At 70.0% G+C, this 22,977-nt stretch carries 21 protein-coding genes; 17 read left to right on the top strand and 4 right to left on the bottom strand.

All coding sequences use genetic code 11. The features are described from left to right. Positions 1 to 199: 199 nt before the first annotated feature. The 13 genes from EJ357_RS02060 (at position 200) to EJ357_RS02120 (ending at position 14,114) form a co-directional block, all read left to right on the top strand. Positions 200 to 1,486 (top strand): glycosyltransferase, encoded by a 1,287-nt coding sequence (locus EJ357_RS02060; RefSeq protein ID WP_175647277.1) that lies wholly within the window; start codon positions 200 to 202, stop codon positions 1,484 to 1,486. Then, a complete protein-coding gene (locus tag EJ357_RS02065; protein ID WP_126388018.1) occupies positions 1,483 to 2,241 on the top strand; it encodes an SDR family NAD(P)-dependent oxidoreductase in 759 nt (252 codons plus the stop codon). The genes EJ357_RS02060 and EJ357_RS02065 overlap by 4 nt, the downstream gene beginning before the upstream one ends. Before the next feature lie 11 nt (positions 2,242 to 2,252). Next, positions 2,253 to 3,437 carry an MFS transporter gene (locus EJ357_RS02070; RefSeq protein WP_126388020.1) on the top strand — a complete coding sequence of 395 codons (1,185 nt, stop codon included), beginning with the start codon at positions 2,253 to 2,255 and terminating at the stop codon, positions 3,435 to 3,437. A gap of 49 nt (positions 3,438 to 3,486) precedes the next feature. Beyond that, a complete protein-coding gene (locus tag EJ357_RS02075; RefSeq protein WP_175647278.1) occupies positions 3,487 to 4,521 on the top strand; it encodes an ROK family protein in 1,035 nt (344 codons plus the stop codon). Next, entirely contained in the window at positions 4,518 to 5,639 is a 1,122-nt protein-coding gene (locus EJ357_RS02080; protein ID WP_126388024.1) for an alcohol dehydrogenase catalytic domain-containing protein, read from the top strand. Before EJ357_RS02075 ends, EJ357_RS02080 begins: the two co-directional genes overlap by 4 nt. Further along, on the top strand, positions 5,636 to 6,397 hold the full coding sequence (locus EJ357_RS02085) for an SDR family NAD(P)-dependent oxidoreductase (protein ID WP_126388026.1): 762 nt from the start codon (positions 5,636 to 5,638) through the stop codon (positions 6,395 to 6,397). The genes EJ357_RS02080 and EJ357_RS02085 overlap by 4 nt, the downstream gene beginning before the upstream one ends. A gap of 8 nt (positions 6,398 to 6,405) precedes the next feature. After that, positions 6,406 to 7,200 (top strand): sugar phosphate isomerase/epimerase family protein, encoded by a 795-nt coding sequence (locus EJ357_RS02090; protein ID WP_175647279.1) that lies wholly within the window; start codon positions 6,406 to 6,408, stop codon positions 7,198 to 7,200. Continuing rightward, positions 7,197 to 7,871, top strand: a complete 675-nt coding sequence (locus EJ357_RS02095; RefSeq protein WP_228472921.1) for an HAD-IA family hydrolase — start codon at positions 7,197 to 7,199, stop codon at positions 7,869 to 7,871. Before EJ357_RS02090 ends, EJ357_RS02095 begins: the two co-directional genes overlap by 4 nt. A gap of 78 nt (positions 7,872 to 7,949) precedes the next feature. Then, on the top strand, positions 7,950 to 9,206 hold the full coding sequence (locus EJ357_RS02100) for a sedoheptulose 7-phosphate cyclase (protein WP_126388030.1): 1,257 nt from the start codon (positions 7,950 to 7,952) through the stop codon (positions 9,204 to 9,206). A gap of 226 nt (positions 9,207 to 9,432) precedes the next feature. Continuing rightward, on the top strand, positions 9,433 to 10,077 hold the full coding sequence (locus EJ357_RS02105; protein WP_126388032.1) for a response regulator transcription factor: 645 nt from the start codon (positions 9,433 to 9,435) through the stop codon (positions 10,075 to 10,077). Positions 10,078 to 10,122: 45 nt separating this feature from the next. After that, positions 10,123 to 11,394 (top strand): glycosyltransferase, encoded by a 1,272-nt coding sequence (locus tag EJ357_RS02110; RefSeq protein ID WP_126388034.1) that lies wholly within the window; start codon positions 10,123 to 10,125, stop codon positions 11,392 to 11,394. 129 nt (positions 11,395 to 11,523) lie between these two features. Continuing rightward, on the top strand, positions 11,524 to 12,411 hold the full coding sequence (locus EJ357_RS02115) for a DMT family transporter (RefSeq protein WP_126399104.1): 888 nt from the start codon (positions 11,524 to 11,526) through the stop codon (positions 12,409 to 12,411). 935 nt (positions 12,412 to 13,346) lie between these two features. After that, entirely contained in the window at positions 13,347 to 14,114 is a 768-nt protein-coding gene (locus tag EJ357_RS02120; RefSeq protein ID WP_126388036.1) for a glycoside hydrolase family 12 protein, read from the top strand. A 1,208-nt stretch (positions 14,115 to 15,322) separates the two neighbouring features. On the opposite strand, the gene EJ357_RS02125 is transcribed toward EJ357_RS02120, so the two are convergent. Further along, complete coding sequence (locus EJ357_RS02125; protein ID WP_126388038.1) at positions 15,323 to 15,772, bottom strand: Lrp/AsnC family transcriptional regulator; 450 nt, start codon at positions 15,770 to 15,772, stop codon at positions 15,323 to 15,325. A gap of 121 nt (positions 15,773 to 15,893) precedes the next feature. Between EJ357_RS02125 and EJ357_RS02130 the strand changes: the two genes are divergently transcribed. After that, a complete protein-coding gene (locus tag EJ357_RS02130; RefSeq protein WP_126388041.1) occupies positions 15,894 to 16,583 on the top strand; it encodes a hypothetical protein in 690 nt (229 codons plus the stop codon). 90 nt (positions 16,584 to 16,673) lie between these two features. Beyond that, entirely contained in the window at positions 16,674 to 17,513 is an 840-nt protein-coding gene (locus tag EJ357_RS02135) for a class I SAM-dependent methyltransferase (RefSeq protein ID WP_126388043.1), read from the top strand. Positions 17,514 to 17,522: 9 nt separating this feature from the next. Here EJ357_RS02135 and EJ357_RS02140 read toward each other — a convergent pair whose 3' ends face one another. Beyond that, positions 17,523 to 19,235, bottom strand: coding sequence for an IlvD/Edd family dehydratase (locus tag EJ357_RS02140; RefSeq protein ID WP_126388045.1), 1,713 nt, complete (start codon positions 19,233 to 19,235; stop codon positions 17,523 to 17,525). 104 nt (positions 19,236 to 19,339) lie between these two features. On the opposite strand from EJ357_RS02140, the gene EJ357_RS02145 reads away from it, so the two are divergent. Beyond that, entirely contained in the window at positions 19,340 to 20,389 is a 1,050-nt protein-coding gene (locus tag EJ357_RS02145; RefSeq protein WP_126388047.1) for a zinc-dependent alcohol dehydrogenase, read from the top strand. Positions 20,390 to 20,408: 19 nt separating this feature from the next. Here EJ357_RS02145 and cpt read toward each other — a convergent pair whose 3' ends face one another. Continuing rightward, complete coding sequence (cpt, locus tag EJ357_RS02150) at positions 20,409 to 20,942, bottom strand: chloramphenicol phosphotransferase CPT (protein WP_126388049.1); 534 nt, start codon at positions 20,940 to 20,942, stop codon at positions 20,409 to 20,411. Beyond that, on the bottom strand, positions 20,939 to 21,508 hold the full coding sequence (locus EJ357_RS02155) for a hypothetical protein (RefSeq protein ID WP_126388051.1): 570 nt from the start codon (positions 21,506 to 21,508) through the stop codon (positions 20,939 to 20,941). Before EJ357_RS02155 ends, cpt begins: the two co-directional genes overlap by 4 nt. A 129-nt stretch (positions 21,509 to 21,637) precedes the next feature. On the opposite strand from EJ357_RS02155, the gene EJ357_RS02160 reads away from it, so the two are divergent. Next, positions 21,638 to 22,969, top strand: a complete 1,332-nt coding sequence (locus EJ357_RS02160) for a cytochrome P450 (RefSeq protein WP_126388053.1) — start codon at positions 21,638 to 21,640, stop codon at positions 22,967 to 22,969. Positions 22,970 to 22,977 lie beyond the last annotated feature (8 nt).

The following is a 22,977-nucleotide window of genomic DNA, read 5'->3' on the forward strand; positions in this document are numbered from 1 at the left end:
AGGCAATACACAGCCATTCACCTGGGATTTTCACGAGCGGTCCACAAACCGCCATCCGTTCGATTTTGTACATCATGTAAAATCCAGGTTATCCGGGTCGCAAGCCATCCGGTTCCCGTGTCAACCTTCTATCCGCGGACGGCGAAGCGGAATTTCTCATGGCGCATCGCCGCGCCCAGGGGAGAGGGAGGGGCAGGACATGTCGACACCGGTCTGGGAGATGGAACCCGCCCAAGGACAGCGGAGATTGGTGCACGTCAACGCGACAGCCACCGGCGGCGGGGTCGCGGAACTGCTGCACGGCCTGCTGCGCTGCCAACGCTCCGCCGGACTGAACGTGGGATGGGCCGTGATCGCCGGCGACGAGGCCTTCTACGCCGTCACCAAACTCCTGCATCACCTTCTGCACGGAGCCGCCGACCCAGGGAAGTTACGACCGGTGTTATTACGGACCTACCATGATCGGCTCGCGTCGCAGGTGCCATGGTTCGCCGGACGGCTGACCCGTGACGACGTGGTCGTCCTGCACGATCCGCAGACGCTGGGCCTCGCACCCGCGTTACGGGCCCTGGGAGCCCGGGTGGTGTGGCAGTGCCATGTCGGCGCGGACGTCCCGCCCGACCGCGGACCCGGCACCGTCTGGCGAGCCTTCGAGAAGGAACTGTCCGCGGCCCACGCGGTGGTCACCACACTGCCGGAGTTCGCGCCCCCTTCGGTACCGCGGGCCAGCCGGTTCGTCGCCGCCCCGGCCATCGACCCCGCCGCCCCGAAGAATCGGCACCTGACCCCGGCGGAGATCACCGCACTCCTGGACGAGGCAGGACTCACGACCACCCGCACAGCGCCCGACGTGACGGTCGTCCAGGAAGCGCCTTTGCCGGGCGACGCCCGCGTCGTGTTACAGATCTCGCGCTGGGATCCGCTCAAGGACATGCCCGGCGTCATCCGCTGCATCGAAGGTCTCGCCCCGGACGTGCACCTGGTGCTCGCGGGCACCGACCCCACCGAAATACCGGACGACCCCGAGGGGTTGGCCGTCCTCGCCGAGGTGCACGACACGCTGGCCGCTCTGAGCCCGCAGGATCGGGCACGGGTGCATCTGGTGAGCATCTCCATGCGGACACCGGTACGCAATGCGCTGCTGGTCAACGCCTTGCAGCGGCGGGCGGACGTGGTGGTGCAGAAGAGCCTGGAGGAGGGCTTCGGGCTCACCGTGACCGAGGCGATGGTCAAGGGCCGGGCCGTGGTGGCCTCCGCGGTGGGCGGGCTCCGGCTGCAGGTGATCGACGGGCGCAACGGATTCCTCGTCGACCCCACCGACCTCGACGGTGTCCGCAGCGCGCTGACCCGGCTTCTCGACAACCCCCAACTGCGCCGCGAGCTCGGTGAACAGGCCCGCAAGGACACGCTGGAGCGGTACACGATGCCCCGCCTCGCCGCCGACTACACGGTGGTCGTCGACACCGCCCTGGAGGCTGCCGCATGAGTGTCGCCGTCGTCACCGCCGCCGCCGGCGGAATAGGCCGGGCCGTGGTCACCACGCTGCTGGCGGAGAAGACCGTCTCCCGGGTCATCGCCGTCGATGTGGCGGAGCCGGCCGCACCGCTGCCCGACGGCGCCGAACTGCTGCGCTGCGACCTGCGCACCGAGGAGGGCCTGGCCGACCTCGCCGACGCCGTCCCCGCGGAACTCGCCGTACTGGTCAACGTACTCGGCGGAGAACGGCAACCGCCGGTAGAGCCCATCGAGGACGTGGCCTGGCCGCCGCCGTCCGTCTGGGACGACATCGTCGACCTCAATCTCTCCGGGGTCTACCGGGTCACCAGGCTGCTTGCCGACCGGCTGACGTCCGGCGCGGCGGTCTGCAACGTCAGCTCCATCGCCGCCACCATGCCCTGGGTCGTCTCGCCCGCCTACGGCGCCGCCAAAGCGGCACTGGAGCACTGGACCGTCTCGCTCGCCGTGCTCCTGGCCGACCGCGGTGTCAGGGTCAATCTGGTGCGCCCCGGGTTCGTGTGGAGCAGGCAGTGGCAGCTGGTCGACCGCGCGGAGTTCGAAGCGGTGGTGCGCGACCGGGTGCCCCTGCGGCAGGTCACCGGTACGACGCCGACCGACCGGGAGCAGACGGCGGACGACGTCGCACGGTCCGTCGCGTTCCTGTGCTCGCCCGCGGCCGCGCATGTCACCGGACAGGCCATCAACGTCGACGGCGGCGCCACCCTCGTACGCGCCGCCCGATGAGAGGGAATCGCATGGCAAGCAGCGTGCGCGCCACGAGCGCGACCGGGCTGCGCGGCAGCACCGTCTTCCTGGCCTTCGGCGCGTTCGGACTCCTGTGGGGCCTTTACGCAGCGGCGCTTCCGGAGATCAAGGCGAACACCGGAGCCACGGACGGCGAGCTCGGCACCGCCCTGGCCTGCGTCGGGCTGGCGGCGGCCCCGGCGATGTTCCTGGTCGGCAGACTGCTGGACCGCTACGGAAGGCCGCTGGCGATCGGGGCGCTGTTCCTGTTCGCTGCGGTGGCGCCGCTCCCCACGCTCGCCGATTCGACGACCACACTGGTCGTGACCCTCCTGCTCTTCGGGTTCGGATCGGGCGCCTGTGACGTCGTGATCAACAGTCTGGCGGCGACCGTCGAGGCCGAGACGGGCGGACGCGTACTCAACCGGGCGCACGCCCTGTTCAGCGTCGGGCTGCTGCTCGGCTCCGTGGCCACCAGTGCCACGCGTGGCAGCGGAGTGTCGACCGCCTGGCCGCTCGGCGGGCTGGCCGTCCTGACGGTGATCGGCGGATGGGTCCTGCGCGGCAGGCTGCCCGAGCGGTTGAGCCGCGCGCAGCAGTCCGACAAGTCCCCCCGCGGCCGCAGGATCGACCCCTACGTGCTCGCCTTCGGCGCGCTGGCCGCGCTGGCCGCCCTGGTGGAGAGCGGCGTCCAGCAGTGGAGCGCGGTCTTCCTGGAGGACGGGGTCGGCGCGTCGCCTCAGCTGTCCGGCCTGGCACCCGGCGTGTTCGCCGGATCGATGGCGCTGGGCAGGCTGGGCGGGCACTGGTTGTCGACCCGCTGCTCCGACCGGATCGTGCTGCTGTCGTCGGGGCTGGTGTCCGGGCTGGGCGTCCTGGTCGTCTCCCGGTCGCAGGAGCCGCTGGCCGCGCTGGCCGGATTCGCCGTCGCCGGTGCGGCGATCTCGGTCGCGGCACCGACCGTGTACAGCGTCGCGGGCCGAGCCGCACCGGCTGAGCGGCGCGGAGCGGTCATCGGCCTGACCGCCTCCATCGGCTATGTCGGACTGCTGCTCGGCCCGGTGGTCGTCGGCCAGGTCGCCGAGTTCACCCAACTGCGTACCGCGATCGGCTCGTTGGTCGTGGTCTCCCTGGCGCTGAGCATCGCCGCTCTCCTGCTGCGGGCAGCGGGCCGAAGCCAATCGCCAGGGTCGTAGGCGCTCCCACCGTTTCGTAGACGCCCCCACCGTCACGAGGGATTCCGTGTTGAACGCAACCCCATCTTCGATCACGGTCTTCGACATCGGAGGAACGTATCTTCGCTGGGCCGACTGGTCACCCGGGCACGGGCTGAGTCGGATTCAGCGCACGCCGTCGCCCAGCCGGGCACGTCTGCCGGGAACCGCGGTCGACGAACTGCAGTCGCTGCTGGTGGACGCCGTGGCCCAGCCGGTACCGCCCGACGGGGTCGCCGGGATCTCCATGGGCGCGGCGCTCGACCACCGGACGGGCACCGTGTACGCCTCCGCTCCGCTGTGGGGCGCACACGAGCGGCCCTTCGACCTGCTCGCCGCCCTGCGCTCGGCCCGCCCCGACGTGCGGTGGCACATCGTCAACGACGTCACCGCCGCTCTGCTGCACCTGGCGGACACGCCTGTCGCACAGGCCCGGTCCAAGATCCTGCTCGCCACCATCAGCACCGGCATCGCCTGCCGCAGCATCGACCGACGGACCGGTGCCATCCCGGTGGACGGCTGCGGCCTGCAGGGCGAGATCGGCCACCTGCCCGTGTCCGTCGCGCTCGACGGCGGACCGGTGGAGCTGCGCTGCGACTGCGGTGAGCCGGGACATCTGGCGGCGTACTCGTCCGGGCCCGGGATCCGCCGGCTCGGCGAGGTCATGCGCGACGGTAGGCCGGACCGATGGCACGCGTCCGGGATCGGCACACGGCTCTCGTCCGGAGCCGAGTTCGAGCCCGCGTTCGTGGCCGCCCTGGACGAAGGCGACCCGGTGGCGACCCGGCTGCTCGACGCGGCGACCGGCCCCGTGGCCGATGTCGTCCGCACCGCGTTGTGTCTCGATCCGCAACTCGACCTCGTGGCCTTCACCGGCGGTGTCGCCGTGGCCCTGGGACACCACTACCGCGCCTCGCTCCTCAGGCACCTGGACCGATCCGGCCTGTACCTCACCAGCGAGCGGGACCCGGGCTGGCTGCGTGACCGCATCGTGGTCTGCGGGCCGGGCCAGGCGGACGGGCTCGTCGGCGCCGGGCTCGCCACGCTCTCCGGGGAGGCCGCATGACCGGGCATCGCGCGGTCGTCCGCACCGACGGCGACGTCTCGGTCGGTGTGCGGCCGACCGCCGCGCCCGGCCCGGGCGAGCTGAGCATCGCGACGCTGTACGCGGGGTTGTGCGGCACCGACATCCAGATGCTGCGCGGTCTGCGCGACGACCCCGCGGCGGTGATCGGCCATGAGGGGATCGCCCAGGTGGTGGCGGCCGGCGCGGGGGCGCCCGACTGGTGCGCGCCGGGCACGCTGGTCGCGGTCAACCCGACCCATCCGACGGACCCCGCCTTCCTGCTGGGGCACAACGTCGACGGACTGCTTCAGGAACGTACGTTGCTGCCCGCCTCGGCGCTCACCGGCGGCATGGTCCTGCCGCTGCCCGCCGGGACGGACATCAGCCTGGCACCGCTGCTGGAACCGCTCGCCGTCGTCCGCTACGCACTGGCAGGACTGCGTCCCTTCGCTCCCCGGACGCTGGTGATCGTGGGAGACGGCACGATCGGGCACCTCGCCGCCCGTGCGGCCCGTCGCTGGATCGACGAGGACGTCACAGTGGTCCTGGTCCACCACACCGCCGACAGCCGCGCCCTCAGCCGGGCGGGATCACACCACGCCGATCTGCTGCTCCTCGCACCGGAACTGACGACCACTCGGTTGCCCGGTCCGGTCGCCGCTCTGCTCGCCACCCCTCGCAACGCCACGGTCGCAGCCCTGGAGGCCGTACTCACCGCGGCGGGAGGGGACCTCGTCGTGGACGTCGTGGGCGGGCTGCCCCCTGGTGCGCGGACACCGTTGCTGCCGGGAGTCGACCTCGCCGCCGTCCGCGCCGCGAACTGCGGTGGCATTCCCGATCCGCCGAGCATCACCACGACAGCGAACGGCGTGCGCCTCTTCGGGCATCGGGGGGTGGCCAACGACCATCTGCTGGCATCCGCCGCGGAACTCGCCCGCGACCCCGGGCGCTACCGAGATCTGATCACCCACGAGACCGACCTCGACGGCGCGGCCCGCGTGATGCGAAGCCTCGCCGGCTCACCGGACCGCGTCATCGACGGCCGACGACTGGTCAAACTCGCCGTCCGGATCAACAACCGATTCGACGACAGGTCCGACAACAGGGAGGAAACATGACGGCCGCATCCCCACTCGCCGGCCACCGCACCATCGTCGTCGGCGGCTCGACGGGCATCGGCCGCGGCATCGCCGACGCCTGGGCCGCCGCAGGCGCCGAGGTGATCGTCTGCAGCCGCCGACGTCCTACCGGCGCCGGTGCCGAACGGCTGGGCTGGGAGCACGTGGATCTCACCGACCCCGAACTCACCCGCTCGCGATTACGCCGCCTCGCAGCCGACCCGGTGAACGCCGTGTGCTTCTCGTCCGTCCACTACGGCGCCAGGCGTGCCCCTTTCAGCGACGTCCGCGAACAGGAATGGCGCGACCAACTGGAGGTCAACACCACCGGGTTGTGGCTCACCCTGGCGGCGACGCTGCCCGCTCTGCGTGCGGCCGCGCCGGGACTCTTCCTGGGCGTTTCGTCGGAGGTCGCCTTCAACGCCGGTCCGGGCAGGTCCGGCTATGCCGCGTCGAAGGCAGCGGCAAAAGCCCTGCTGGACTCCGTCGCCCAGGAGGAAGACAGCACGCGGGTACGCATCGTCCAGGTGCTGCCCGCCGGCATGGTCGACAGTCCCGGCATCCGCAGCCGCCGGCCCGCCGACTTCGACTACAGCTCCTACATGCGGCCGGCGGACTTCGCCGCGGTCGCCACCGAGCTGGCCGCGACGGCCGGGGACAAGCACCACGGCGACTGCCTGGTCGTCGGCGACAACGGGCAGTGGTGGTCGGCATACGACTCCGCGCCCGTCTCCCAGAGCCGACCGGTCCGCCGATGAACTGCCAGGTGGCCTTGGCCGAATGGCGGCTGCCCGTGCAGGGAACCGAGGCACTGCGGCTGGCCCGGGCCGTCGGAGCCGACGGTGTGCAACTGGACTTCGGCGGGCCGGGACGCGGCGAGTGGCTCGACACACCCGGTCGCGTCGACGCGCTGCGTGCCGAGGCGCAGTCCACCGGCGTACGGCTGCTCGCGGTGGCGGGCAACCACCTCAACGACGTCGGTCTGACGTCGCGCGCGGCCCGTCCGGTGCTGGAACGGCTCCTCGACGCCGCTGCCGCGCTCGCCGTGCCCCTGGTGTTCGTGCCGAGCTTCCGGCGCAGTGCCATCGACAGCGCCGCCGCGTTCGACCGCACGGCCGAGGTGCTGGGGTGGGCCGCTGCCGACGCCGCGGCGAGAGGCCTGGTGCTGGCCAGCGAGAACGTCCTCACCGGCAAACAGGCCCGCACCCTCGTCGAGCGGGTGGCGTCGCCCGCCTTCCGCCTGGTGCTCGACACGTTCAACCCGGTGGAGGCCGGCCTGTCGTGCCGGGAACTCGTCGCCGAACTGGGCGAGTTCCTGGCCGACCAGGTCCACCTCAAGGACGGGCCGCCGGCCGTCGGCGCCACCCCGCCGCTGGGCACCGGCACGGGCCGGCTCGACGACACCCTCGAGGCGCTGCGCGAGCAGCAGGTACCGGTGCGCGCCTTGGTGCTGGAGAACGACTACCGCGACGGCGATCGTGCACGGATGCTCGCCGATCTGCACTGGGCGCGGCAGCGGACGCGCTCGTTCGTCACGACCCGAGGAGGGAACGAAGGATGAACACCGCACCGCTGCCGACGGGTATCTCCGCCACAGCCCTGCTGTTCGACATGGACGGCACGCTGGTCGACTCGAACCCGGTGGTCGAGCGGACCTGGCGCGGCTTCGCCCGCAGACACGGCCTGAACGCCGAGCGGATTCTCGCTGTCTCACACGGCCGGCGCACGGAGGAGACCGTCGCACGTTTCGCCCCCGCAGGGGTCGATGCCGCCGCGGAGGCCCAGCGCCTCATCGCCGAGGAGGTCGCGGACACCCGAGGGGTCGTGGCGATACCCGGTGCCGCGGAACTGCTCGCCACGCTGACGTCCGGCAGCTGGGCAGTGGTGACGTCCGCCGGGCGTGAACTGGCCGAGACGAGGATGCGTGCGGCGGGGCTCCCTCTGCCGTCGGTCCTCGTCAGTGCGGACGACGTCACCATGGGCAAGCCCAGCCCGGAGGGATATCTGAAGGCGGCCGGACACCTGCGGCATCCGCCCGAGTCGGTCGTGGTCTTCGAGGACGCGGAGGCCGGCATCCTCGCGGCCCGGGCGGCCGGGGCCAGAACCATCGTGGTCGGCCAGTCCCGTTGCGCCGCCGCCACGGGTCTCGACCGCGTGCCGGACCTACGCGGCGTCCGGGTGGACATCGACCGGGCGACCGGCAGGTTGCGGGTGTCACTGACAGCGAACTGACTGACGGCGAACCAATCGACCAACCATCGACGCTCGACCCAACCGACCATCGATGCTCGACCCGAAGGAAGCAGAACCATGACCAGTACGAACCTGACCGAGACGCCTCTGGGCCTGCACTTCAGCGAAGGCTCCCAGGGATGGCTGGTCCGTGCCGAGAAGCAGATCAGCTACGAGGTCCGGTTTCGGGACGGAATATTCCGGCCCGAGTTCACCGACCTGCTGGAGAAGGCGGGGGGGAACGAAGGCACATTACGCTGCTTCGTCATCGTGGACAGCAACGTCGACATACTCCACGGAGATCAGATCCGCGCCTATTTCGAGCATCACCGTGTCGACTGCTCGATCATGGTGGTGGAGGCGAACGAGACCGTCAAGGACTTCGAGACGGCCGCGCGCATCGTCAGCGAGATCGACGCCTTCGGGATAGCGCGACGCAAGGACCCGCTCATCGTCATCGGTGGCGGCGTCCTGATGGACATCGTGGGCCTGGTCGCCAGCCTGTACCGCCGTGGTGCGCCGTTCCTGCGGGTGCCCACCACGCTCATCGGGCTGGTCGACGCCGGTGTCGGGGTGAAGACCGGCGTGAACTTCAACGGTCACAAGAACCGGCTCGGCACCTATGCCTCCGCGGACCTCACACTTCTCGACCGCCGGTTTCTCTCCACCTTGGACCGTCGGCACATCGGCAACGGCCTCGCGGAAATACTGAAGATCGCGCTGATCAAGGATGCGACACTTTTCGAACTCCTTGAGGAACACGGCCCCACCGTCCTGGACGAGAAATTCCAGGGCGTTACCGCAGCCGGTGAACAGGCCGCGCAATCGGTGCTGCACGCCGCGATCCAGGGCATGCTGGAGGAGTTGCAGCCCAACCTCTGGGAAGCCCAGCTCGAACGCTGCGTCGACTACGGACACACCTTCAGTCCCACCCTGGAGATGCGCGCCCTGCCCGAGCTGCTGCACGGCGAGGCCGTCTGCGTGGACATGGCCCTCACCACCGTCATGGCCTTCCTCCGTGGACAGCTCACCGAGAGGCAGCGCGACCGGATCTTCGCCGTGATGAGCGCCCTGGAACTGCCGAGTTGGCATCCGATACTCGACCCGGACACGCTGGCGCACGCCTTGCAGGACACCATGCGCCACCGGGACGGCCAGCAACGGCTGCCGCTGCCCGTCGGCATCGGCGGTGTCACCTTCGTCAACGACGTCACGCCCCAGGAACTCGAAGCGGCCTGCGCCCTGCTGGAACGGCTGGGCGACGCACGGGTTCCGGAACACGGCCGACGGCGGGACGGCGAGAGCCGGCAGACGTCCGGAGCCTCGGCCGCCTGACCGACGGTGTGCCCCCGCACCCGCCCCCCTTCGGTGAGGGGGCACACCGTCGGCCCGTCAACTGTCTGGCAGCGCTTTCAAGGGAGCCTGGGAGTCTGCGGCTTGATGCCAGTCACGACCCAAAAGTCAGCCCAGGAGCGGCAACTCATACCTCGTGTGAGCCACGGCCTGGCATCGCTGTCTCATGGTCGACGCAATCGCTATCACGGGTGCTGATCGGAGGCCTATGACCTCGCACGACGCGTCCGGGACTGAACCTGTCTTAGGTGTCGGCATCGTCCACGGAAATCCCCTGATGTTGTGGGCTCTTCGGGAGTTGCTCACCACGCAGCCCGGCTTGGACGTCCGTCTCGCGGAGCCGAGCCTGCGGGAGACACCCGTCAGCACGCTGGATGTACTGATCCTCGACCCCCGTGCCTGTCAGGCGACGTCGGCCACCCGATTGACCGCACGGGTCTCCCCCCACACACGGGTCCTGATGATGACGCCCCCGGATGAAGACATCCCGTCACCGGTGCCGGTGACCGCTTCGACGCCCGGCCGGTTGAGTGATCGATCCAGCCCTCGGTCGATCGTCGAGGCCGTGCGTGCGGCCGGCTGGAGCCAAGGGCTCCGCTCGCATCCCACCGACAGCACGACCGGCAGCGCCCTCGAGGAACACCAACCTGCCGCACTCTCCGTACGCGAGCGCCAGGTCCTGACAGGCATCGCCAAAGGGCTCACACACGATCAGATCGCCAACCGCCTACGGATCAGCCGCCACACCGTCGACACGTACGTCAAACGTGTGCGCAGAAAGCTCGGGCTGGGCAACAAGGCGGAGCTCACGAGGGCAGCCGTGAGCCAGGACTTCCTCTCGGCCTCTTGGTGAATCCTGCTCTCCGGATCTGCACAACACCGAAAGAACGGTATTCCTGTGAACGGGGAACTCCTTCCTGCCGTCCTGGTCTTCAACGAAAACTACCTCCCGACCTCACACGGGATGGCTTCCAGGGTGGGTGCGACTTCTTTCATGCTCGAGGCTGCCGCATGCCTTGAGGAAGCCGGGGTATTCGCAGGCGTCATCCTGTACAAGAGACAGGAAGGGCTGGAAACGCCGACGCTGCACCCCGTCATCAGGAACGGCATGCCGTGCATGGAAATGCGGTTCCATTTCTCCATGCCGCCCGAGGAAATTCGGTCCGCCCTTGCCGTGGCGGCCATGAAACTGGCCTCCGAAGCAACGGCCGCGGGACCTCCCATGCTGTACTACCAGACCGACACCCTGCTCAGATATCACCCCCGTCACCTGCCTGCCTGCGTCACACACCACGGCCCCTTCTTCAGTGATTTCGCGGATCAGTTCTCCACGGATGGAGCGTTCCAGGCGTTCGGAAGCGCAGAAAAGGCCCTGCACATAATGCGCCAGCAAGAGCTCGGTCTCGCCGAACTCGTCGCCGGAAAGCACCTCTTCGTGATTCAGCACTCCAGGATGCAGCGCAACTACCTGGTTGATCAGGGGGTGAGTCCAGCACACATAAGAGAGGTCAGCCCACCCATCGATCCGGTCAGCATCCGGACTGCTCGCCCCCCTGCCGAACTGCTGAGTTTCGTCGAGTCGGCTCAACTTCTCCTCTGCACGGCGGTGGCACGACTCGACTACTTCAAGAACATCGACCTCCTCGTCGGCGCGAGCGTGGAACTGATGGACCGCGGACTCCCCATAAAGGTTCTACTGATCGGCGGAGACGAATCCGACAGAATCCATCGGAACTCCCTGCTCCGCGATGTCCCGGCACATCATGAAGGCAGGTTCTCGGCAACCGGGAGACTTGCCAGGGGTGAACTCTACTCGGTCTTCGGAACGGCACGGGAACGATCGGTCTTCGTTTGCACATCTCGATATGAGACCCTGGGGATCACTCCCCTCGAAGCAGCGTTGAGCGGCCTCTCCACCATAATTCCTGACGCACGCCCCATCGAGGCTGCAAGATTCTTTCCAGTAGATTCAAAATTCGAGCCCACCACCAGCGGCCTGGTGAAGTTGATCGAGCGTCTCAAATGCGACGACTTCATCAAACGCGGCACCGAGTTACGTGAGTTGATGAGGGATCAGATCTCCATCCCGAAATTCCGGAAGGATCTGATCCAGGCTTGGCAGGGATTCTCCGTCATGGGCAGACGTTCCGTGCAGCGAGGAGCCCGGTGAACCAGTGTCACGGCCCCGGGGTTCGGCACGGGTGGGACTCCGATCGCGCCCGCGCACCCCTCCGGGTGACCATGGCAGGAGGAAGCCGGCCGACGTAGCGCGCCCGCGCCGATCCGGGAGGTGACCACGCTGCACACCCCGCTGTCCGTCGTGTTCGCGCTGTGTGCGGCGCTGAGCAACGCCGTCGCGACGGTGCTGCAGCGCAAGGCGGCGCTCACCGTGCCGCGCTCCCAGGGGTTCCGGGCCGGGCTGATGCTCGACCTGCTGCGACGGCCCGTCTGGCTGGCCGGCATCCTCGCGGTGATCGCCGCCGCGGTCTGCCAGGCCCTGGCGCTGGCCACCGGACCACTGACGATCGTGCAGCCGCTCTTCGTGCTGGAGCTGCCGCTCACCCTGATCGTCGCCTCGCTGCTGATGCACGGGCAGCTGGCGGGCACGGGGTGGCTGGCCGTGGCGGCTGTGGTGGCCGGGCTGGCGATCGCGCTCGCCGCCGCGTCCCCCACCGGCAATCGCACCCATGTGCCCCTGGACCGCTGGATTCCCGCGCTCGCCGTATGCATGGGGGTGGTCGTCCTTCTCGCGCTCGCCGCCCTCCGGCGGCCGGAGGGCCGTGCCCGGGCAGCCTGCCTGGGCGCCGCGACGGCGATCAGCTACGCGGCCACCGCGGCGCTGATGAAGGCCTCCACTCACATCCTCGACGAGCAGGGCCTCGTCGCCTTCTTCTCCGCCTGGCAGACGTACGCGTTCGCCGCGACCGGCGTATGCGCGCTGTTCCTGCTGGAGAACGCGATGCAGGCCGGCCCGCTGGTCGCCTCCCAGCCCGCGCTCACCCTCGGCGACGCCCTGGTGAGCCTCGCGCTCGGCATCACCCTGTACGAGGAGCACATCCGGTCCGGGTGGTGGCTGGTCCCCCAGCTGTTCGGTGTCGCGCTGATCGCCGCCGGCGTCCTCACACTGTCGCGGATCCCGCTCACCAAGACGCTGGTGGCGCTCGAGGATGAGCGTCGGACGGCGTAGCCGATGCCGGTGTACGGTCCGTTACGGGCTCTTCGAAGTTGAGCGGTTCGCTGGTCCTGAGAGACTGACCGGCTGTCACGTTGGGTGAGTGTCAGGGGTGGTTGGGGGCGGCCCTGGTAGCGGGACGTGATGCCTCCGAGGCCGAGCCCTCGGCCGTGCCGCAGCCGTAGATGTCCAGGCAGCTGCTGGAGGCCGCGTTGACCTGACGGTCACTGTGTGCCCGCCCACCGGGGCCCGTGTGGCGATGCCCCGGGCCATGGTTCCGGGCGCCGACGATGGTGATCTGCACAGGTGCAGCGGTGTGTACGGCCGGGGACGACCGGTGGCCCGCGCTGCCCCGGCACCTTCCGCCACATCCACCAGGGCCAGTAGCGGCGCCGTGAAGGCCAGGTGGCGGGCGCGGCCGATGACATTCGAAGCGCTTCGACGGCGAAGCGCTTCGACAGCGATGTCCGCCGGTGAAAGAAATGTGTCTTGCTGCGCAGAGCCTTGCCGTTCAAACATCCCATCATTACTGTCCACTGACGCAAGCGCTTCGACACTTCGCACCTGCGTCTGGCAGGTCCGGTGCTTGAAAGTAAGGGGACCGAGCACCGTTCCCGCAGCTCTTGAGCGCGCCACCTCGGCGACGCGAGCCACCCATCATCGCGAGCAGCACCACAGGCGAACGGAGCGGAGGTGTCAACGCGTCAGCTGACCGACCGTCTCGGCCGCCTCGCTTTCGGCGGGGACTCCAACTGCGAGCAGTGGAAGGAACCACTTCGCTCAGGGTCGGCCATCGAGCCGATCAGTCGGCCAACTGCGCAAGTACCTCGGACGGGCTGAGTCGCGCCGTCCCGAGCCCGGACTCGCCGACGAGTGACACCTCCCGGCACCAGAGTCCACCACCAGACCGGGGGGGCCGGAACAACCCATAGCCGTCCTTGGAGGGACACATGAGATGGCAAACCTTTAAATCCATCAGCAGCAAGTCGGCCGGGTTCGGCCGGTTGGCCGTGATCGTCGCCGTGATAGCCGGGTTCCTGAGCATCGCGTCTCCGGCGCAGGCCGCGGTGTACAACACCTGCGACCGGTGGGGTTCGTACACCCAGGGCACCTGGACGGTCTACAACAACGTCTGGGGCGAAAACCACGGCCCGCAGTGCCTGACCGTCGACAGCATCAAGTCCTGGTACGTCGATGCCAACCACTCCGGCGGCGGGATCAAGACCTACCCGAACACCTCGGTCCGGCCCCAGACGCCGCTGTCGCAGCTGAACTCGGCGGGCTTCTGGTACAACACGTCGTCGGCTCCCGTCTCCGGCAGTGACCACTGGAACTGGACGAGCGACCTCTGGTCGACCAACAACCAGGACGAGATCATGGTCTTCACCAGCTGGGCCGGGGGGACGGCAGGCGGCTGGGGACGGCAGATCGCGTCCAACGTGACCATCGGCGGCATCCTGTACTCGGGGATCTGGCAGGCCGATCCCGGCTGGAACGTCCTGCAGCTCATCCCCGCCCAGCAGACCAACACCGGCAGCATCGACGCGTCGGCGGTCTGGCGTTGGGCCGCGTCGTGGAACCTGCTACGCAACACCAATTTCGACACGATGCAGTTCGGCCTTGAGATCACCTCGACCAGCGGCGTGCAGAAGCGGTACTCGCTGAACGCCTACAGCGCCTGGTGGAGCAACACCTCCGGCGGCGGATCAAGCATCTAGCCGCACTACGCGCGACACGACGGTGCACTCCGTCCGCGCATAGAGACGAACGCCGGAGCAATTCCCAAACGCATACCTTGCCGCCGGGCCTCGAACGATAAATTCCGTCGGCAAGGTTTGTGGCGTCTTCGAATTCAGGCAGGGTGGAGGTGGCCTCGGGCCCGGCGGGTGGTGACGCAGCGTGTGCGTAGGCGTTGGTTGGTGGGGTTGCGGAAGCAGTGGGCGGCTCGCCAGGCGAGCTTGATCACGCGGTTGATGCCTTCGCTCTTGGCGGTGCCGCGGCCGGTGGCGATGAACGCTTGGATCTCGGGCCCGCCACCAGCGGTCGATGGTGCGCGCGAGGGTGGGGACTTCTGGGATGACGCAGTCGGCGCACCAGGTGAGGAACTTCGTTGAGCATCTTGTTCGCCGGCTGAACGACGTGGAAGTGGTCGACTTGTCGATGGCGACGTAAGCGATCTGCTCACGCCAGGGCTTGGGGGTGGTTGCCAGCCAGGCCAGCCCGTCGCTGGGGGCGCGGCCTTCGACCTGGCCCAGCAGGCCCTGGATCCCGGTTGCGTCCACGAAGCCGGTGTGCCAGCGGTCCGCCGTCTGCTCCCACCGGCCGGTGCCCGGATCTTGGCGTCACCGCATGCGACCTCGGCGGGTCTCTTCGATCCCCAGCACCGTCACCGGCCCAGGAGGGGCGGTGATCACCTCCTGCCCGACCTGCCGGAAGGCGTCCATCACCGTCGGCCACGACAGGCCCAGGTCCGGCCTGCACGACCGTGGATCCGGCATCCCGAACCCGCCTCCCGGCCGCCTGCCGCAGCCGGCTGGTGATCCTCGCACCCGCCGGGACCTGGCGAACCTGCTCGGTGAACGACCGGCGAGCACAACCCGGTTGGGCGCAGTACCAGCGGCGTTCACGCCATACCAGCTCCAGCCCCCACTCCCCGCAGGCAGGTCACGTGGCCGGGTGACCACCCAGCCCTTCACCCGCGTGGCGAGCACTCACGACCACGGGCGTCCTGCTGCCGGTCCGCTCCCCCGAGGCACCAGAGGCGGTCGAGGTATCCGCGGCGATCGCGCCGAGCCGGGCGCGCAACCGTCCCTCGTCCCGCGGCAGCCTCCCGGTGGCGGCCAGCCAGTGCCGAGCCGGTCCTCACTTCCCTCCTGGAGAAGGCCGCCGCCGACACTCGAGTGACGCGCTTCTCCCGCGCCCCGCCTCAGGGTTCCAGGACGCGGTCCGGTCCCAGCGGCACCTCGTGCAGCAGCAGTCGGCTGCGCAGTTCCCGCACCCCGAAGTCGGCCTTGAGGCGGTCGATGACCGTTTCGAACTCGTGGGCGTCGGTGCAGGCCATCCTCAGTTGGTAGTCGTAGTCCCCGGTCAGCCGCATCGCGCCGACAACCTGCGGCACTTGGTGCAACTGCCCCTCGAACGCCGTACGGTCCACGCCCTCGCGCAGGCGGACATCGCTGAGCAGTTCGAGCCCGCGCCCGAACGCCGCGAGGTTCAGCTCGGCCCGGTACCCGCGGACGATCCCGGACGCCTGGAGGCGACGTACACGGTCGGCGACGGTGTTGGCCGACAACCGGACCTGACGGCCCAGCTCCTGGTAGGTCGCCCGGCCGTCGCCGAGGAGGATCGTGAGGATCTGCCGATCGATGCGGTCCATGACGCCCATGCTACAAATACTCGGTCCAGCATGGGAACAGCCGAGTTTTCCTCGACGAGATAGGTGTTGACGCCGAGAAGTCCGAGCCAAAATCGGCATTGTCGGTGCCAGGCTCGCAGGTATGGAAATCCTGCTCCTGCGGACCGCCCTCGCCCCCTCCCTCATCCTTCTCGTCTCCGTCGTAGCCAGGCGTTCGGGCCCGCGCCTGGGCGGGCTGTTGCTGGGCGCGCCGACGACATCGGGGCCGTTTCTGGCGCTCATGTGGCTGGACGGCGGGAGCGATGCGGCCGCGCGGGCCGCGCACGGCAACATCGCGGCCCAACTTGCCGTCGTTTCCTTCTGTCTCGCCTACGGGCGGCTGGCGCCCGCTCTGCGTCCGGCGTGGTCGCTGACGGCAGCGCTGGTCTGCGCGTCCGGCGCCGGTCTGGTCGCGGCGGTGTGCGCTAGCGTCTGGCTGACGGCGGCACTGACCCTGGTCGTCATCTGCCTGGGGCTGCGGACCTGGCCCGCCCCGGCGCACACGGAGCCGGCGCCCGCCCGCGCCCCGAGCTGGGAGATACCGGTGCGGATGGCGGTGTCGGCCACGACGGTCCTTTTCGCCGTGAACGCCGCGGACACCCTCGGCTCCTTCACCGGCGGCATCCTCGCCGCGTTCCCGGTGCTGCTGGCCGTGATAGCTCCCTCGGTCCACCGTTCGACCGGCGCGGACGCCGCCGCCGCGATGATGCGCGCCGCCCTGACCGTCGCACCGGGCACCGTCGCCTTCCTCCTGGTGCTTCATACGGCCTTTGCCGCTGCCGGGGCCCAGTAGGTAGTAGCGGCGTACGTCGGCACACCGGTCACGGGATGCGCCGAACACAATGGAATGCCGCGCCTGCCGGACCTCGCTAGCCTCCTCCGCATGCCCGACGACAGCACGCAGGCGACACGCGACGACAGGCCCGAGGAGTCCCGGCGGGCGCGGCTGAGCCGGACCTTCGACGAGGACGCGGAGCTGTACGACCGTGCCAGGCCCGGATATCCGCCGGAGCTGTACGACGACCTGGCAGAACTCGCGGCCACCCGCGCGGGCAGTCGGGTTCTGGAGGTGGGCTGCGGGACGGGCCAGGCGACGGTGCCGCTGGCCGGGCGGGGCTGTCGGATCACGGCCGTCGAGGCGGGGCCTCGCATGGCCGAGGTCGCCCGCCGCAACCTGGCCGGGGCCGCGGCGGTGGAGGTGGTGACAGCGCGGTTCGAGAGCTGGCCACTGCCGCAGGAGCCGTTCGACGCGGTCGTCGCTGCGACGGCGTTCCACTGGATCGACCCGGCGGTACGGATGGTGAAGGCCGCCGACGCGCTACGCCCGGGCGGGGCGCTCGCCGTCGTGCGCACCCAGCACGTGTGGGGCGGCACCGAGGAGTTCTTCGTCGAGGTCCAGCGCTGCTACGAACGCTTCGACCCGGACACGCCGCCCGGGCTGCGGCCTCCCGCGGCCGCCGACGTCCACGGATCGGACCATGCGCGGGAGGTCGCGCGCAGCGGCCGGTTCGGCCCGACGGTCTTCCGCCGCTACGAGCGGGACCTCACCTACACCACGGCGGAATACCTCGACGTGCTGCGGACCTACTCCGGCCACCGGGCTCTTGCGGAAGCCGCCCGGAACGGGTTGTTCGAGTGCGTCGCGGGCCTGATCGACGGCCGGTACGGCGGGCGGGTGACGAAGCGCTATCTCATCGAGCTCGCGGTGTCGCAGCGACGGTGACGCCGTCCGTCAGTGGGATTCGCGGCTGACCTCGGAACCGCTGGAACCCACGAGGAAGTCGAGGTCGGCGCCGGTGTCGGCCTGGCGGACGTGGTCGACGTACAGGCGCTCCCAGCCGCGCCGGGGGTTGGCGAAGCCGGTGAGCGTGGCCTCGTCGGGGTGCCTGCGGGCGAGTTCGTCGGCGGGCAGGTCGACCTCGATACGTCGGGCCTCGACGTCCAGGGCGATGACGTCACCGGTCCGGACCAGCGCCAAGGGGCCCCCGGCCGCGGCCTCTGGAGCCACGTGCAGGACTACCGTGCCGTACGCCGTGCCGCTCATCCGGCCGTCGCAGACGCGGACCATGTCACGGACGCCCTGTTCGAGCAGCTTCTTCGGCAGGGGCATGTTCGAGACCTCGGGCATGCCCGGGTAGCCCTTGGGGCCGCAACCGCGCAGCACGAGGACGGAGTCGGCGTCGACGTCGAGTCCGGGGTCGTCGATCCGGGCGTGGAAGTCCTCGATGGAGTCGAAGACGACGGCCCTGCCGCGGTGGCGCAGCAGATGCGGTGAGGCCGCGGCCGGTTTGATGAGGGCGCCGTCGGGCGCGAGGTTGCCGCGCAGGACGGCGATACCGCCCTCGGCGACCAGGGGTTCGGCGCGGGTGCGGATGACCTCGCCGTCCCAGATCCCGGCGTCGTCGAGCGCGTCGACCAAGGGCTTGCCGGTGACAGTCAGGGCATCGGGGTCGAGCAGGTCGCGGACCTCGCGCAGGACGGCGAGAAGGCCTCCGGCGCGGTGGAAGTCCTCCATGAGGAAGCGGCCCGCCGGCTGGAGGTCCACCAGGACCGGGACGCGCGAGCCGATGCGGTCGAAGTCGTCGAGGGTGAGGTCGATGCCCAGGCGGCCCGCGATGGCGAGGAGGTGGACCACGGCGTTGGTGGAGCCGCCGATGGCGGCGAGCGCGACGATCGCGTTGTGGAAGGACGCCTCGGTGAGAAAGGAGCCCGGCCGGCGATCGGCCGCGACCATGTCCACCGCCAGGCGACCGGTGGAGTGCGCGGCCTCCAGCAGACGGCTGTCGGGCGCCGGGGTTCCCGCCACCCCGGGGACGACCGTGCCCAGCGCCTCGGCGACCAGGGCCATCGTGGATGCGGTGCCCATGGTGTTGCAGTGGCCGCGGCTGCGGATCATCGCCGACTCGGAGCGGGTGAACTGCTCCTGCGAGAGCGTGCCCGCGCGGACCTCCTCCGACAGCCGCCACACATCGGTGCCGCACCCCAGCGGCCTGCCCCGGAAGGTCCCGGTGAGCATCGGGCCGCCGGGCACGACCACGGCGGGCAGGTCCACGGACGCGGCGGCCATCAGCAACGAGGGGATCGTCTTGTCGCAGCCGCCCAACAGCACGACCCCGTCGATGGGGTTGGCCCGCAGCATCTCCTCCGTGGCCATCGCGGCCATGTTGCGCCACAGCATGGCGGTGGGCCGTACCTGTGTCTCACCGAGCGACACCACGGGCAGGTCCAGCGGGATACCGCCCGCCTCGTACACGCCGTCGCGCACCGAGGCGGCGACCTCGTCGAGATGCGCGTTGCACGGGGTCAGGTCCGAGGCGGTGTTGGCGATGGCGATCTGCGGCCGGCCGGTGAAGGCGTCCGCCGACACGCCCCTGCGCATCCACGCCCGGTGGATGTAGGCGTTCCGGTCGTCTCCCTCGTACCACTGTGCGCTGCGCAGCCTCACCTGGACCTCTTCCAGCAGTCGGTACGGTGGTCTACAGTCCGGATCGCCATGGAGCATACGCAGACGTACGTCGGATCGACAGACCACACAAACGGCGGCCGCCGATGCGCGCGTTCGTACTGACCGCCCCCGGCGCGTACGAGGTCCAGGACCTCCCGGCGCCCGTGGCCGCACCCGGCGAGGTCGTCGTCGACGTCGAGCGGGTCGGCGTGTGCGGCACCGACATGGAGTTCTTCACCGGTGCCATGGCCTATCTCCATCAGGGGCACTCCACGTACCCGATCCGGCCGGGTCACGAGTGGGCCGGGCGGGTGACGGTGGTCGGTGACGGTGTTGATCCGGGGTGGGTCGGCCGCCGCGTCATGGGCGACACGATGCTGGGGTGCGGCAGCTGCCGCCGCTGTCTCCGGGGCCGACAGCACGTGTGCGAGAAGCGCCAGGAGGTCGGCATCCGCGGGGCGCGGGCCGGGGCACTGGCGGAGCGGCTCGCCGTACCGGCGTCCTCGTTGCACGCCCTGCCCGACTCGGTCGACGCCGAGCTCGGCGCGCTCGTGGAGCCGGGTGGCAATGCCCTGCGCGCGGCGCGGGCGGCCGGGCTGCGTGCCGGGGACCGGGCTCTCGTCCTGGGGCCCGGGACCATCGGGTTGCTGGTCGCGCTGTTCCTGCGGGCATCGGGCGCGGAGGTTCACCTGCTGGACCGTCCCGGCACCTCACCGGCGTTCGCGCATGCCCTGGGCTTCGAGCACGTATGGGACGAGGCCTCCCTACCGGAGCTGCCCTTCGACGCGGTCGTCGACGCCTCGAACGCGCCGCATCTGCCGTCCACGGCGGTGGAGTTGGTCGAACCGGGGGGCCGTCTGGTGTACATCGGGCTGGCCGGCGAGCCCAGCAGGATCGACACCCGCGCGCTGGTGCTCAAGGACGTGGCGGCGGTGGGCATCCTGTCCGCATCTCCCGGTCTGGACGCCACCATCCGGGCGTACGCGTCCGGCGAGGTGGACCCCAGGCCTCTCGTCGCGGCCACCGTGGGGCTGGACGAGGTCGGCGCGGTGCTCGCGGGTGAACGGCCGGAGGGTGCCGGACCTGGTCCCAAGATCCATGTCGACCCTCGACCGGATCGGACGGGCAGACCGTCGAGGACGAGTTCCGGTTGATCGGGAGGCAGCGGGCCGGTCAGCTGACGTGTGCGGAAATGGTTCGCGCGCACTCCAGGGACTCGGTGTGGGTGGTGTCCACCTCCAGGTCGTAGGCGACCCCCTGGTGCACCACGTCCGCCTGCATCGCGGCCATCCCCGGGACGCGATCGCCCCGTGCGATCTCCCGCCCCGCGGCGACCGTGCTGTCGCAGCGAACACCCACCCACAGAACGGTCAGTCCGGCCAGGGCCTTCTGCCACCGCTGCTGGGACCCCGCTCCGCCGAGGAAGACGTCGTCGATGATGATCCTGGCTCCGGCCCGGGCCATCGCGACCATGCCTTCCTGCCAGGCCGTCTGCAGAACCATGAAGTCCTCCCCGACGTTCACCCGGCCGTCCGCCGCGAACTCGATCCCCGCGTCCGACGCCTGCATCCTCGCGGGCATGGCATCGACCAGCGAGTCGCACCCGAAGGCCAGCCAGGGATCCGGCAGCACGTCCTGCAGACACCGCACGATCCCGGACTTCCCCGAGCTGGAGCCGCCGTTGAGAATGATCAACTGTGTCGTCACAGGGGCACGGTATGACGTCTCCCAGGGGGAACGTAAACGAATATTGGACGGCCGCCCAAGTCGGGGCGGGCTACCACGGCACCTGGTCGTGCGGCGGCAGCCCGCGTCCTCAGCGCCTCAAGCACCGACCGACGCGGCGACAACCCGGTCGCGCTCCACCCGCGTGAGCAGGCCCTCGGACAGCCACCCGTCGGCGAGGGCGCGCGTACCGACTGGATGAAGTGGGCGGAGGTGTCGAAGGAGTCCTGGTGCCAGAGGGCGTCGAGGAAGGTCGGGCCGTCGGCGCGGGGGCGGTTCGGTATGCCGGAGTCGGTTGTGCCGAGGACGACGAGGGGCTCGGAGCGCTTGAAGCAGGCGTGGTATCGGGTGTCGTCCGCGATGTGGAAGGAGGCGAGGGTGAGGCGGTGTGTCGTGAAGTGGAGCGGGCGGCCCTCGGGGGCGATCGCGTCGGCCAGGTCGCCGCGGAGCGTGAAGTCCTTGTAGAAGGAGAACGCGCGGAAGGTCGGGTCGGGGGTGCGGGCGACCAGGAGGCCGGGCCGTAGAGCAGTGACTAGCGGCCGCGACATGGGCGCTGGGTGTCCCGCTGACCGCACCCTCGGGAGAGTGGCCGACCGGGGGGACCGGGTCATTCCGGAGAGTGACAGAGCGCAAGCGGACGGCCATCAACTGGCGCCTGCTCCCGTACAGTTCGCCGCATGGACGCCGAAGCCAGTCTCGACTCACTCCCGCAGGTGCCAGGAACCGGGCGACCGGTCCCCACCGTCGATCCCGAACTCGTGAAGCGGTGGCATGCAGAGGGAGGCGAACTGGTCGATCTGCTGTCCCAGGTGCGGGAGCGGGCCGGTGGCGTCGCCGGGGTCCGGCTCGGGCCGGCCCTCACCGTTCTCGTCACCGACCCGCAGGCGGTCCAGCATGTGCTCGCCCTCCGGCCGGACCGGTACGTCAAGCGTTCCCACCGTGCCCGTCTGCTGATCGGTGACGGTCTCCTGGCCGCCACCGGTGAGGCGTGGAAGCGGCAACGCCGCTTGCTGCAGTCCCAGTTCACCGGCACCGGGATGCGCCGCTATGAACATCGGATCACCGAGGCGGCCCGGACCACCGCCGAGCGCTGGGAGGCGTACGCCCGTACCGGACAGAGCCTCGATGTGGGCAAGGAGATGCACCGCTTCGCCCTGGACACCATCTGGCGCTCCCTCACCGGGCACCCCCTCGACGACGAGACCGCACACGAGTTGGAGGCCGTGGAAGCAGTGGGGGCCGCCCTGCCGACACTGCCGGCAGATGCCGACAAGGCGCGGGACGCCGTCGCGGCCGATCTCGCCAGGATCGACGCGGTCGCCCTGCGCGCCATCGAGGCCGTCCGCGGCGGAGATGCCGGGCCCGACGGCCCGGGCCTGCTGCACATCCTGACCGACGCCGCCACCGAACGCCCCGAGTACACCGACCAGTTGATCCGCGACGAGCTGGTCACGCTGCTCGCGGCGGGGCACGAGACGACGGCCACCACCCTGACCTGGCTGTACCTGCTGCTCGACCAGTACCCCACCGCCCGCGAGGAGGCGCTGGCCGCCGGCGACGCGGGCTCGGAGGAACGCCGCCGGGCCGTCCAGGCCCTCGTCCACGAGACGCTCCGCCTCTACCCGGCCGCCTGGCTCCTGCCCCGCCACGCCGCCGAGGACGACACCCTCGTCGGCCACACCGTCGAAGCGGGCACCGACCTCCTGGTCTGCCCGTACCTCACGCACCGCGATCCGCGGCTGTGGCCGGACCCGGACCGCTTCGACCCGCAGCGCTTCCTCGTCCCGGGCTGCCGCCCCACCCATCCGGGCGCCTACCTTCCCTTCGGTATCGGCCCCCGTGCCTGCCTGGGTCTGCAGTTCGCACTCCGCGAGTCGACCATCCTGCTCGAACACCTGCTGCCGGCCCACACCGTGGCGTTCTCCGCCACGCCCACGAAGGCGCAGTACGGCATCACGGTCCGCCCGGACGGTCCCACGCCGGCGACCCTGGAGCCCGCGCTCGTGTGAAAGGCGGT

Source organism: Streptomyces cyaneochromogenes, from assembly GCF_003963535.1.
Classification (GTDB): domain Bacteria; phylum Actinomycetota; class Actinomycetes; order Streptomycetales; family Streptomycetaceae; genus Streptomyces; species Streptomyces shaanxiensis.